The organism is Aureisphaera galaxeae (assembly GCF_028561275.1).
GTDB lineage: Bacteria > Bacteroidota > Bacteroidia > Flavobacteriales > Flavobacteriaceae > Aureisphaera > Aureisphaera galaxeae.
The window spans coordinates 968,971-982,337 of the sequence record NZ_JAQQTF010000002.1 but is presented as its reverse complement, the minus strand read 5'-3'; the positions used below and the strand labels follow the sequence as shown (position 1 = coordinate 982,337).

At 42.6% G+C, this 13,367-nt stretch carries 12 protein-coding genes; 9 read left to right on the top strand and 3 right to left on the bottom strand.

Annotated elements, in window-relative coordinates:
• The first annotated feature begins 240 nt into the window (after nucleotides 1-240).
• The 4 genes from POV27_RS04285 (at nucleotide 241) to POV27_RS04270 (ending at nucleotide 3,635) form a co-directional block, all read left to right on the top strand.
• Nucleotides 241-1,203, top strand: a complete 963-nt coding sequence (locus POV27_RS04285; RefSeq protein WP_419179931.1) for a fatty acid desaturase family protein — start codon at nucleotides 241-243, stop codon at nucleotides 1,201-1,203.
• Between the two features lie 7 nt (nucleotides 1,204-1,210).
• Nucleotides 1,211-2,398 carry a pyridoxal phosphate-dependent aminotransferase gene (locus POV27_RS04280; RefSeq protein ID WP_272861488.1) on the top strand — a complete coding sequence of 396 codons (1,188 nt, stop codon included), beginning with the start codon at nucleotides 1,211-1,213 and terminating at the stop codon, nucleotides 2,396-2,398.
• Between the two features lie 110 nt (nucleotides 2,399-2,508).
• Nucleotides 2,509-3,270 (top strand): OmpA family protein, encoded by a 762-nt coding sequence (locus POV27_RS04275; protein ID WP_272861487.1) that lies wholly within the window; start codon nucleotides 2,509-2,511, stop codon nucleotides 3,268-3,270.
• A 14-nt stretch (nucleotides 3,271-3,284) separates the two neighbouring features.
• Complete coding sequence (locus POV27_RS04270) at nucleotides 3,285-3,635, top strand: cupin domain-containing protein (RefSeq protein ID WP_272861486.1); 351 nt, start codon at nucleotides 3,285-3,287, stop codon at nucleotides 3,633-3,635.
• On the opposite strand, the gene POV27_RS04265 is transcribed toward POV27_RS04270, so the two are convergent.
• Together POV27_RS04265 and trkA are read right to left on the bottom strand one after the other, a co-directional pair.
• A complete protein-coding gene (locus POV27_RS04265) occupies nucleotides 3,603-5,108 on the bottom strand; it encodes a TrkH family potassium uptake protein (RefSeq protein WP_272861485.1) in 1,506 nt (501 codons plus the stop codon). The two genes, POV27_RS04270 and POV27_RS04265, sit on opposite strands and share 33 nt — an antisense overlap.
• Entirely contained in the window at nucleotides 5,108-6,457 is a 1,350-nt protein-coding gene (gene trkA, locus POV27_RS04260; RefSeq protein WP_272861484.1) for a Trk system potassium transporter TrkA, read from the bottom strand. Before trkA ends, POV27_RS04265 begins: the two co-directional genes overlap by 1 nt.
• A 167-nt stretch (nucleotides 6,458-6,624) precedes the next feature.
• Here trkA and ubiE point away from each other — a divergent pair, with 167 nt between their 5' ends.
• Nucleotides 6,625-7,350, top strand: a complete 726-nt coding sequence (ubiE, locus tag POV27_RS04255) for a bifunctional demethylmenaquinone methyltransferase/2-methoxy-6-polyprenyl-1,4-benzoquinol methylase UbiE (protein ID WP_272861483.1) — start codon at nucleotides 6,625-6,627, stop codon at nucleotides 7,348-7,350.
• The gene (porT, locus tag POV27_RS04250) at nucleotides 7,350-8,057 is read left to right on the top strand and encodes a type IX secretion/gliding motility protein PorT/SprT (RefSeq protein ID WP_272861599.1); all 708 of its coding nucleotides are present in this window, start codon (nucleotides 7,350-7,352) and stop codon (nucleotides 8,055-8,057) included. The genes ubiE and porT overlap by 1 nt, the downstream gene beginning before the upstream one ends.
• Here the strand turns inward: porT and POV27_RS04245 are convergent.
• Nucleotides 8,044-8,772 (bottom strand): TrmH family RNA methyltransferase, encoded by a 729-nt coding sequence (locus POV27_RS04245; RefSeq protein ID WP_272861482.1) that lies wholly within the window; start codon nucleotides 8,770-8,772, stop codon nucleotides 8,044-8,046. The two genes, porT and POV27_RS04245, sit on opposite strands and share 14 nt — an antisense overlap.
• Before the next feature lie 12 nt (nucleotides 8,773-8,784).
• Between POV27_RS04245 and tamL the strand changes: the two genes are divergently transcribed.
• Genes tamL through accD form a run of 3 tightly spaced genes read left to right on the top strand, consistent with a single transcriptional unit; the run spans nucleotide 8,785 to nucleotide 13,363 of the window.
• A complete protein-coding gene (tamL, locus tag POV27_RS04240) occupies nucleotides 8,785-11,361 on the top strand; it encodes a translocation and assembly module lipoprotein TamL (protein WP_336375829.1) in 2,577 nt (858 codons plus the stop codon).
• A gap of 43 nt (nucleotides 11,362-11,404) precedes the next feature.
• A complete protein-coding gene (fbaA, locus tag POV27_RS04235; RefSeq protein ID WP_272861481.1) occupies nucleotides 11,405-12,475 on the top strand; it encodes a class II fructose-bisphosphate aldolase in 1,071 nt (356 codons plus the stop codon).
• A 21-nt stretch (nucleotides 12,476-12,496) separates the two neighbouring features.
• Nucleotides 12,497-13,363: an acetyl-CoA carboxylase, carboxyltransferase subunit beta gene (gene accD / locus POV27_RS04230; protein ID WP_272861480.1), complete on the top strand. Its 867-nt coding sequence runs from the start codon at nucleotides 12,497-12,499 to the stop codon at nucleotides 13,361-13,363.
• The last annotated feature ends 4 nt before the right edge of the window (nucleotides 13,364-13,367 follow it).

Here is a 13,367-nt window from a genome sequence, read left to right as displayed (position 1 = left end):
ATAAATTTTAAGATATCTGCATGTACTATCTAACTTAAGATGCGTATTTTAGTGCCTTAATTTTTTGGGTTTCCCCAGAACCAATAAATACTACTTATTGTGAATGATAAGCAAATAAAATTTTCCCGGGTTGATTCCGCTAAATTTTTTAGAACCCTCAACAAGCGTGTAAACAACTATTTTAAGGAAAACAACATATCCCGAACCGGGAACTGGAAACTGCACCTTAAAACAATCATCATGTTTGCCCTGTATCTGGGGCCTTATTTCTTACTTCTTTTGGTAGATATGCCATGGTACTTGCTGCTTTTATCCAGCATCATTATGGGGGTTGGAATGGCCGGTGTGGGAATGAATGTGATGCACGATGCCAATCATGGCTCCTATTCTTCCAAAAAATGGGTAAACAAGCTCATGGGAAGTAGCATGTATATTTTAGCTGGAAATGTTTATAATTGGCAGGTGCAGCACAATGTTTTGCACCATACCTATACTAATATACACGGTCATGATGAAGATTTGGAGGCGGGTCGCATTCTAAGATTTACCAAGCACTCTAAATGGAGCCGCTTTCACAGATTTCAACATATCTACAGCATATTCTTGTACGGTCTACTTACAATAAACTGGGTTTTAACAGCGGACTTCTTGCAAACCAAGCGATACTTGGCTAGAAAACTTTCCTATGGAAAATTACCGAAACCCTTGGCGCAATGGAGCATATTAATAAGCACGAAAGTATTGTACGCCGTTGTATGGATTGTAATTCCTATGATTTTCTTCCCCATTGCTTGGTGGCAGATTCTAATCGGATTCTTTATCATGCATTATGTTGCAGGACTTATTCTCAGTGTTGTCTTTCAATTGGCTCATATTGTAGAAGATACCGAAATGCCATTACCGGATGCCACTGGAAGCATGAAAAACACTTGGGCCATTCACCAATTGTTTACAACCGTTAACTTCTCTACAAAAAATAGAATCGTGAACTGGTTTACAGGAGGATTGAACCACCAGGTAGAACACCATATCTTCCCAAACATAAGCCACATTCATTACACTAAAATATCTGAGATTGTAAAAAACACGGCAAGGGAATTCAATTTACCTTACCACGAATACAAAACTACCAGGAAAGCAATTATCGCTCACTTTAAACATTTAAAACAAATGGGCATGAAACCAGCTGCCCTAACCACCTAACTTCACTATGAATCCAAAACTATCCGACCGCGTGAATCAAATGGCCACCTCAGCCACTTTGGCCATGGCAGCCAAAGCACGCGAACTAAGGGAACAAGGAAAAGACATTATAGGCTTAAGTTTAGGGGAACCGGATTTTACGGTTCCCAATTTTGTTAAGGACTCCGCCATTCAGGCCATTAAGGACGATTATCATTCGTATACTCCTGTCGATGGGTACGGCGACCTAAAACAAGCCATCATTACCAAGTTTAAGAGGGATAACGGACTAGACTACAGCCCTTCCCAAATTGTTGTTTCTACGGGAGCTAAGCAATCGCTAGCCAATTTGGCCCAAGTACTGCTAAACCCGGGAGACGAAGTATTGCTACCCGCACCCTACTGGGTAAGCTACAGCGATATTAGCAAGGTAGCTGGAGGTGTACCTGTGGAAATCCCTACTTCTATAGAAAGTGATTTTAAAGTGACTCCTGAGGCCTTGGAAGCGGCCATTACGCCCAAGACCAAAATGATGATCTACAGTTCACCATGTAACCCTAGTGGATCCGTCTACTCCAAGGAAGAATTGAGAGCTTTGGCCAATGTGTTGGTAAAGCACCCGAGCATCATCGTAGTAAGTGACGAAATATACGAGCACATTAACTTCACGGGACCGCACGTGTCTATGGCAGCTTTCGAAGATATGTACGATCGCACCATAACGGTAAACGGAGTATCCAAAGCATTTTCCATGACCGGTTGGCGAATTGGTTATATCGGCGCACCCGAATACATTGCCCGTGCCTGTAATAAAATGCAGGGACAGGTGACCAGTGGTGCAAATTGTATCGCACAACGGGCTACTATTTCGGCTTTGGAAACCTCTCCAAGTGCAATCCAATATATGATTGATGCCTTTAAGGAAAGAAGGAAGCTTATCTTAGGACTACTGAAGGAAATCCCAGGGTTTAAGACCAATGAGCCAGAAGGTGCTTTCTACGTCTTTCCAGATATTTCCTATTATTTCGGAAAGACGCTGAAAGGCAAAACCATCGAAAATTCCAGTGATTTTGCCTTGTTCCTTTTGGAAGAAGCCAACGTGGCCACGGTGACGGGGCAAGCTTTTGGGGACCCCAACTGCATCCGAATTTCCTATGCGGCTTCCGAAGAGGATATTAAAGAAGCTATTTCTAGGATTAGTCAAGCGGTATCATAATTTTCGAAAATTTAACCCTTCGGAAACACAAAAGGACTTATTTTTAAGGTGTTGAAACCTTACCCTTGAGAATAATAGTTCTTATCGCACTATTTTCATGCTCGTTTCTAATGGCACAAGAAACCGAGATGAAGTTCTCATTATTCTATGCCAACGACCAATACGAACTTACGACCGAGCACCATAAGTTATTGGAGAGTATAAAAGCTCTTCCAGACAAGGACTCCTTGGATGTGCACATTAAAGGGTATACCAATAGTGTAGGCGGTGAAAATTACAATCTGGAACTTTCCCGAAAACGAGCCGAAAATGTAAAGAAAGAGCTAAGGGCTTTTACCATCATCTCCTCTCAGGGTTATGGAGAACTCGGAAGCGCTGCTGCCGATAACCGAAGGGTCGATATTTTGGTGCACTTAAAACGCGATCACATTCCGGTGGTAGGAGAAATTGTGGAAGAACCCATCATAGAAAGAAAGCCAACCATCATTTCGCTTGTCAACCCCAAAAAAGGAGACAAGATCACGCTTAGTGGAATACGATTCTATCCTGATCGTGATGTCATCATGGACGAAAGCCGGGAAGCCTTGGACGAATTGGTGGATTTTCTGAAAAATAACCCCAAGGTAAAATTCAAGCTTATCGGTCACATCTGTTGTGGCGACCCTATGAAACCTTATAAGGATGTAAAAAATGTAAGAACCGGAAGAACGAATCTCTCCGAGGCCCGTGCCCAAGCACTTCACAACTATCTCGTAAAAAAGGGAATCAACAAAAGAAGGATGCGCTACCTAGGCATGGCATTTATGCAACCCACTGGAAAAGGGGATGAATACGACCGAAGGGTGGAGATAGAAATTACTTCTGTAGACTAACATAAATATCCAGCATGTTTACCTCTTTCGAAAACTGCACTCCCATTTCTTTATTACCCGGATTTACCGCCCGATTTATTCATACGGATACCCAAACATTTTCCCTAGTGGAAGTGGAAGAGGGCGCTGTGCTCCCTGAGCATTTTCACGAAAACGAACAGTTTTCCCAAGTATTGGAAGGTACTTTTGAACTTACCATAGGTAATGAAACCCGAATTTGTAATCCTGGTGATGTGGCCTTGATCGAATCCAACATACCACATTCGGGTAGAGCGATTACCGCCTGTAGAATCTTCGATGTATTTAGCCCTGCTAGGGAAGATTACAAAAAGTTATCTATTCCTCCAGAAGAAGGGAGTAATTAGAATCAATACTGTAAATAGTTCCAAACGCCCTATAAGCATTAAGAAAGAGGACCACCATTTGGCTGGAGCCGAAAGGGATGCGTAGTTATCTACTGGACCCAAATCCCCAAGGGCAGGTCCTACATTCCCCAGACTAGAAGCCGCTCCTCCCAAGGCGGTTTCGAAGTCCAATCCCATAGCGGAAAAGACCAAAACCCCAATAATAAAAGACAGCATATACAAAATAAAGAATGCTAGTATATTGAATACAATAGGTTGCTGTACCCCACGGGTGTTGTAACGCACAGGTAAAATGGCATTGGGGTGCAAGGTTCTCCTAAACTCCATGATTCCATTTTTAATCATGATTAAATGACGTACGATTTTAATCCCTCCCGAAGTAGACCCTGCCGAACCTCCCAAGAACATCAATCCGAAGAAAAAGATGGTAAGAAAGGGCGTCCAAGCAGTGAAATCGGCCGTGACAAATCCTGTGGTAGTAACCACTGCTAATACCTGAAACAACCCATGGCGGAAAGCGCTCTCCAAAGGCCCAAAGACCATTGGGTGATTTACTGCCGAAGCAGCCACATCGGCCTTGTAGTAGATAAATAGAAATGCCGTAAGCGTTAGTCCTATAATGAAGAACGAATACGCCCTAAACTCTTCATCTTTAAATATCTTGCTGAATCTTGTTTTGAAAGCGAAATAACTCAATACAAAATTGGTTCCTGCTAAGAACATGAAGACCATGATGATGTATTGAATAAGCGGTTGATCATTCCAATGGGCAATACTCGCATTCTTTGTGGAGAATCCACCAGTACTTAAGGTACTCAAAGAATGGTTAATAGCATCGAAGAAACTCATCCCTGCCACTTTCAACAAGATCGTTTCCGCTATCGTATAACCTACATAAATAAGCCAAAGACGCTTCGCAGTATCGGTAATCCTCGGATGAAGCTTATCCCCTCCCGGACCTGGCGCTTCGGCGGCAAACAACTGCATTCCCCCAATGCCCAGTAGCGGGAGGATAGCAATGGCCAAAACGATAATTCCCATACCCCCAATCCAATGGGTGATACTTCGCCAGAATAATACACTTTCTGGAAGGCTTTCAATATCATTCAAGATAGACGCCCCCGTAGTGGTATACCCACTCATGGTTTCAAAGAAGGCATTGGTAAAGTTGGGAATAGCTCCTGTAAATAGATACGGCAAGGTTCCTACCAAGGACATGGAAATCCAGCCGAAGGTTACGATTACATACCCATCCCTTTTGTTTAGCTCCTTAGTATGGTCTTTTGTGGAAAGCATAAGCAGCCCTCCCATGAGAAGCGTAACAGCTCCTGCAAGCACCATCTCTACCCCTACGCCATCTTTGTAAATAAAACTGAATAGCGAAGCAATGAGCATGAATCCTCCGTTGAACAACCAGAGGACTCCCATGAGATAAAAAATAATCTTGTAATTAAGCTTGGAGACCGACCGCATTACACGAATAGTTTTTCTACTTTCTTAATGGATTGTGGAAGTGAGCAGACCACGATACGGTCGCCACTTTCAATAACAAAATCCCCAAGGGCAATCATCCCGATTCCATCACGAATCACCCCACCAATAATCGCAGATCGTGGAAAATCGATCTCACGAACCACCTTATTGCAAACTTCAGAAGAAGGAGAAACAATGAACTCCAATAACTCCGCATTCATATTGTTGAGCATCGTCATCGCTACAATCTCCCCTTTTCTAACATGTCGGAAGATGTTATTCGCAGCCAATAGCTTTTTATTGATAAGGGTATCGATGCCTATGGAATGGGATAACTGAAAGTAATCCATATTCTCAACCAAGGCGATCGTTTTCTTTACACCCTTAGACTTTGCCACCAAGCAAGACATGATATTGGTTTCGCTATTTCCGGTGACCGAAATAAAGGCATCCATTTCCTGAATGGACTCTTCCTGAAGTAATTCCACATTTCGCCCATCGCCATGAATTACTAAACAACTAGGGATATCATCGGCAATCTCGAACGCCTTTTCCTTACTGTTTTCAATAAGCTTCACATTAAATTTCCCCTTGCAGAGATCATTGGCAGTTTTATAACCAATTTTACTCCCTCCAAGGATCATCACATTCTTAATGGGTTCCTTTACCTTTCCGGTAAGTTTATAGATATGCTCCACCCCTTCCTGGGTGGTGGTAAAATATACCTGGTCCCCTTCCTTAAACTTGGTATCCCCTCTCGGGATCAAGGTATATTGGGTTCCATAGCGCTGTATTGCGATAGGAACATATTTTAATTCTGGATGTTGAAACCCAACTTCCTTTACCGTTTTCCCAACAAAAGCAGCCGTTCGGGACAACTGAAGTCCTATCATGGTCAACGCCCCCTCCTCAAACTCATAGGTATCGTTAAATCCACTTTGGTTGAGAAGCAATTCAATTTCTGAAGAAGCCAAAGATTCTGGAGAAATGAGTTCGTCGATTCCAAACTTGGTAAACTGGACTTCTTCCTTGTTTTCGAGGAATTCTGTATTCGATATTCTGGCGATGGTTCTTTTGGCTCCGAGCTGCTTGGCCAACACGCATACCGTAATATTGGTGGTTTCTGAAGAAGTCACCGCAATAACAAGATCGGTACCATTAACTCGAGATTCCTTAAGCACGGATATAGAAGTGGCATCACCTCGAATAACACGGATATCCAAATGGGTATCTGCATAGGCTAGCGACTCACGATTGGTGTCGATAAGGGTAATATCTTGGGACTCGAAAGAAAGGAGTTTTGCTAAATGAAATCCTACTTCACCGGCACCGGCAATAATAATTTTCATAAATAACCATAAAGGATAAGTGGGGCAAAGGTACAAATTTACCCACATTCCTTGTGTTAAGCCTTTACCAAGATTGGAACCCTTTAAATTCCAACTTCATACAGGAAAACACATCCTTATGCGAAAAGTATCTGAAAAGTACGTAGCTTTGCATCCGTTTAAAGCTAATGAGCAAACAAGTTACCCCATACAAAGACGCCCAAGGCAGTAAGAAAGAGCAAGTTGAGCAGATGTTCGACACTATTTCGGGTAATTACGATGGACTTAATAGGGTAATATCCTTGGGATCCGACGTAAAATGGCGAAAAAAAGTGGTTAGGATGATCGCCGAAGGCGAGCCTAAATCCATCTTGGATATAGCTACGGGAACCGGAGATTTGGCCTTACAGTTTTCAAAAAAAATACCCCAAGCCAAAGTGGTAGGATTGGACCTTAGTGAGGGCATGCTTTCGGTAGCTAGAAAAAAGGCAACTGGGGCTTCCCTAAATGTGTCATTTGTGAAGGGCGATAGCGAAGCTTTGCCATTTGAAGATAATTCCTTTGACGCGATCACCGTTTCCTTCGGAATCCGAAATTTTGAAAATTTGGAAAAAGGGCTTTCAGAAATACTTCGCGTCCTAGCACCCAAAGGGAAATTTATAATTTTAGAAACGAGTGTACCCACCCGATTCCCCTGGAAACAAGGCTATTATATGTACACCAAAGGCATTATGCCCGTCATTGGCAAATTGTTTTCTAAAGACAAGGTGGCTTACAAGTATTTAAGCGAAAGTGCATCCGTTTTCCCTTTCGGGGAAAAACTCAACAATATTTTAAGGAAAATTGGGTTTATAGAGGTTGAAAATAAACCCCAGACTTTGGGTGTAGCTACTATTTACACCGCTACAAAATGATGAGACAGATTATAGTAATCATAGGTTTTCTATTGCTGGGACAAAGTTCCTATGCGCAGCTTTTCAGTAAAGAGCGCCTGGCCAATATTGAAAACTTCGATAAGCGATTCCTTTCGTGGGGGTATTTTTTGGGATTCAACAGTTATGATTTCAAGATAGAATACAACAACCAGATCAATGATGAATTAACGGACATTTCTGTAGAAAGTCAAGCAGGATTTAATGTGGGGCTTATTGGAGACATGCGCGTTAACAAATACATCAACCTTCGCTTGGAACCGGGGCTATATTTCACCCAAAGAAATTTGCGTTTCCCCAATTTTATTGAGGAAAATGATGCCTTGCGTGAAGTAAAATCCACCTATATACATGTACCTTTATTGGTGAAATTCTCTACCAAACGTCTCAATAATTTTAAACCCTTTATTGTTGCCGGAGTTTCCTCTTCCATCAACTTAAGCAGTAATGAACAGAACCCAGAGGACAATAACGAAGGCCAGTTTAGAATGACACGAAGCACCAATTACTTTGAATTGGGCTTTGGGGTCGATTTTTACCTATACTACTTTAAATTTACCCCTTCCATACGTGGGGTTTTTGCCACGAGCAATGAATTGGTGGCAGACGATGACCCCGACAGTCCATGGACCTCGAACATTTCGAACTTGGGCACAAGAGGAATCTTTATCAATTTTACTTTCCAGTAGCCCTACGAAATTCGTTTAGAAGAATCCCTGTTGCTGTAGCCACATTGAGGCTCTCGGCTGTCTCCGGATTTCCAAAATAAGGAATGGTAATCCTGTTGGTAACCAACGCTTCTACTTCCGAAGAAATTCCATTGGCCTCATTCCCCATAATCAACAGGGCGTTTTGGGACAGTGTCTCCTTATATACCGAAGTGCCATCCATAACCGCAGCGTATGTTGGAAGTTTAGCGGTGCTAAGAAAGGAAGGTAGCTCCCTATAATGCAATGCAACCCTTGCAATGGACCCCATGGTGGCCTGCACGACTTTAGGGTTGAAACAATCTACCGTATCGGGTGAGCAAATCACTTGAGAAACCCCAAACCAATCGCAAAGACGGATGATGGTTCCCAGATTCCCAGGATCCCGCACGGAATCCAGAACTACGGTGAGTCCTTCTTCGGAAATGCTTCCTGTTTCGGGAATATGAAAAACGGCCAACATGGTATTGGCAGTAGCTAGTGCACTTATTTTTTTGAGCTCGGCATGGGTAACTATCTCAAAGCCAGTAGCAATGTGCGAGGCATCTTCTGTAGCGAAGAAGGAATGTAATTGCATTCCTGCTGTTAACAGGTCCTCAATGATCTTTGGACCTTCGGCTATGAATAGCCCGTATTTATTTCGGTACTTTTTTTGATGGAGTCCCGTTATAAGTTTAATTTGATTCTTGCTAATCAAAATATAGTATTTTTGAAGTTGAGAAACTCGAACTCTTTGGCTCAAATCCTCACAAAAATATCATTAATTTTAGGAACTGTGATGCTCCTCTTCTCCTGTAACACAGTGAAACATGTCAAGGAAAACGAGCTCTTACTTACCGAAAATGCAATCGTTGTCGATGGTGAAGAAGTGAACGACAGTGAGCTGAATAGTCTTATAAACCAAAAACCCAACCCCAAGATTCCTGTACTGGGAGTTCCTTTCGGACTTCACTTTTACAATATGGCCGAGGAGAAACCCGATTCTACCTTTCAGGATTGGCTACACCGCAAACCCAAACGACTGGAACGCCTTAGCAACCTCATTTCGAGAAAGCAAGTGGAAGGGATTGGCAGGACAAAGGTGAATATCCATGATTGGATAAAACGTACAGGGAGTGCCCCTGTGGTGATCGAAGAGCGAAAAACCAAAAAATCATTGCGCGAATTGAAGCGGTATTATTTTACCCAAGGATGGTTTAATGTAGATGGCACTTATAAAATTGAAAAGGATACCACGCAAGAAAAGCGCGGAAGTATTACCTATAACATTACCAAACGTAAACCGTATTTTATCGATTCCATTTCAGAAAAAATAAGCTCCCCCATCGTAGATTCCCTTTTTCAACTTACCAAGGAGAATACCTTTATTGTGCCGGGCAAACAGTACAATGCCAACGATTTTGTGAATGAGCGGGATCGACTTAACATTCAGTTTCGAAACTCGGGGCTTTACTATTTCGATCAGGATTATATCGGGTTCGATGCCGATACTAACAATACGGGACATAAAGTCCATATCGACTACATCATTCCCAATCGTAGGATCGCTCAGGGAGATTCGACCATAAGCGTTCCCTTTCAAATTCACAAAATAAATGAAGTACGCATAGTTACAGACGCTGCGTATGCCAATAGGGATAGTACCCTAACCGACTCTACCACCTATGCGGGCTATAAATTATTCAGCTACGACAAATTAAAATATCGCCCCAAGGCCATCACCAATGCTGTTTCCATTACTCCTGGGGAAATATTCAGGGATATTGACCGTACGCTCACCTATAATCAGTTAAGGGAACTTCGGAATTTTAGATATCCGAATATTAGTTATAGACAAGATCCTAACGACTCTACGGGAACGGGACTCATTGCCAGTATTCTCCTAACACCAAAAAAGAAATATACCGCCAGTGTGGATTTTGATGCGTATACCTCTACCATTCAGCAATTCGGGATTGGATTTAGCGGTAGTTTCCTTATCCGAAACGTGTTTAGAGGGGCAGAAAACCTGGAAATATCTGCATCGGGAAGTGTGGGTGCCTCCAAAGACAACGCCGACAGTGATAGTAGCTTTTTCAATACCTCCGATGTGGGTGCAGATGTTAAGCTTACGCTCCCTTCCATCCTATTCCCAGTGAACACCAATAAGATTATTCCTAAATATATGTCTCCATTCACGAGCATAAGTGTGGGGATCAATGCGCAGAACAACATTGGACTGGATAGGCAGAATTTTAATGGAATCTTCAGCTACCGATGGAAACCGCAGACCATTCGTACCAATCAGTTCGATTTGGTGAATGTGCAATACGTTCGAAATTTGAATACGAACAATTACTTTAATGTTTACCAAACCTCGTATGACCAACTGAATGAGATTGCCCAAAATTCGGACTATGTTTTTGAAGATGGGAACTCATTGGGAATCCCAACGGAGGCCGATAATTTTATTCAATTCAGTCTTTCTCCAGACAACCCCCTTTCATTGGACGATACCACATTAGATGAGTTGCGAAGCATAAACCAACGACAGGATCGCCTTACCGAAGACAACCTCATCTTTGCTTCTACTTTTAATTGGTCCCGGGATACGCGTGAAGGAATCTATGACTTTAGCTGGTCCCGTTTTCGGTGGAAAGTGGAAGCCGCAGGAAATCTACTTTCTACTATTGCTTCTTCTATAGGTTTGGAAAAGAACGAAGATGAAAATTTTGAAACCTTTGGGGTGGTTTTCTCCCAATATGTAAAATTTGAAACCGACTATATAAAACACTGGGAGTTGAACAACAATTCCATTTTTGCTATTCGAGCCTTTGGAGGTATAGCCATTCCGTATGGCAATAGCAACAGTATTCCCTTTACACGTAGTTACTTTGCTGGGGGTGCCAACGACAATCGTGGATGGAGAGCCTATGATTTGGGACCTGGAAGCAGTGGAGGAATCCTCGATTTTAACGAAGCCAATTTAAAGTTGGCATTGAATGCAGAATACCGTTACACCATTTTAGGAGGTTTTAAGGGCGCCTTCTTTATAGATGCTGGAAACATTTGGAATGTATTGGACAACGAGGAACGGGAAGCCTTTAAATTCAATGATTTCTCCGATCTTTCGGAGCTGGCGGTCGCTTCTGGATTGGGATTGCGGTACGACTTCGGATTTTTCGTATTGCGGTTCGATGTGGGCTTTAAAACCTACGACCCTGCAAGAACAGAAGGCCAAAGGTGGTTCAAGGATTACAACTTCAAAAATTCGGTATTGAACATTGGTATCAACTATCCATTTTAAACCACCATTTTTTGTTATTTTTACCCCCTAAATATGACAACTTATGAGCTACGACATTAAACCCGGTGTGGCCACTGGAAAAGATGTTCAGAAAATACATCAACTAGCAAAAGAAAAAGGATTCGCCATGCCTGCAGTGAATGTAGTTGGGTCCAATAGTATCAATACCGTTTTGGAGACCGCCAAGGAGCTTAATTCTCCCGTGATCGTTCAGTTTTCGAATGGTGGAGCGCAATTTAATGCCGGAAAAGGACTTTCCAACGAGGGGCAAAAAGCCGCTATTGCTGGTGGAGTTGCAGGAGCCTACCATATTCATGAAATGGCCAAGGCCTATGGTGCTACCGTGATCCTTCATACGGACCACTGTGCTAAAAAATTACTTCCTTGGATCGATGGTTTATTGGATGCCGGTGAGGCTCATTACAATAAAACAGGAGCTTCTTTGTACAGCTCGCACATGATCGACCTGTCTGAAGAACCCATTGAAGAAAATATTGAAATCTGTAAAAAATACTTGGAGCGTATGTCCAAAATGGACATGACCCTAGAAATAGAATTGGGGATTACCGGTGGTGAAGAAGATGGTGTGGACAATACCGATGTGGACAGCTCTAAATTATACACCCAGCCCGAAGAAGTAGCGTATGCATACGAAGAACTAAAGAAAGTAAGCGATCGGTTTACTGTGGCCGCTGCCTTCGGAAATGTACACGGGGTGTACAAACCCGGGAATGTAAAATTGACTCCTAAGATTCTAAAAAACTCCCAAGAGTTCGTGCAGCAGAAATATGGAACAGGATACAACCCAATCGACTTTGTATTCCACGGCGGAAGTGGTTCTACCCTGGAAGAAATTCGCGAAGCTATTGGCTATGGGGTGGTGAAGATGAATATCGACACCGACCTTCAATTTGCCTTCAACGAGGGAATCCGTGATTATATGACTAATAATATTGACTATCTTAGGACCCAAATTGGAAATCCGGATGGCGGGGATATTCCCAACAAAAAATATTATGACCCAAGAAAGTGGTTGCGCGAAGGAGAGCTTACGTTCAAAAAGCGCTTAATTCAAGCTTTCGAAGACTTAAACAACGTTAACACACTTTCCTAACTAGACTAACTCCTCCTCATTATGGCTTGGTTTAAAAGAACGAAAAAGGGGATACAAACCCCTACGGAAGAAAAAAAGGACGTTCCTAAAGGACTCTGGTACAAATCCCCAACTGGGAAAATCGTAGATGCCGAAGAACTCGAAAAGAACTTTTATGTAAGTCCCGAAGACGGTTACCATGTACGCATAGGTAGCAAAGAGTATTTCGAAATCCTGTTCGACGATAATAAATTCAAGGAATTGGATGCAGGTCTTACCTCCAAAGATCCCCTTAAATTCGAAGACAGCAAAAAATATACGGACCGTTTAAAAGCGGCCCAAGAAAAGACCGGACTTAAAGATGCCGTGCGCACTGCAGTAGGTAAATCAATGGGCAAGGACTTGGTTGTTGCCTGTATGGATTTCAGCTTTATTGGTGGTTCTATGGGAAGTGTTGTGGGTGAGAAAATTGCACGTGCGGCGGGTTATGCCCTTAAAAAGAAACTTCCGTTTTTAATGATTTCAAAAAGTGGAGGTGCCCGAATGATGGAGGCTGCCCTTTCTTTAATGCAGTTGGCTAAGACCAGTGCCCAATTGGCACAATTGGCTGAAGCTAAAATCCCATACATTTCATTGTGTACCGATCCCACTACTGGAGGAACTACGGCTTCCTTTGCCATGTTGGGGGATATCAACATTAGTGAACCCGGAGCTTTGATTGGTTTTGCGGGTCCCCGTGTAGTACGTGATACTACTGGAAAAGAATTACCTGAAGGCTTCCAGACCGCAGAATTCGTGCAGGATCACGGTTTCTTGGATTTCATTAGCCATAGAAAAGATTTGAAACGAAAGATCAACCTGTATTTGGATCTTATACAGAACCAACCTTTACGGGAAATCACAGCATAAGACA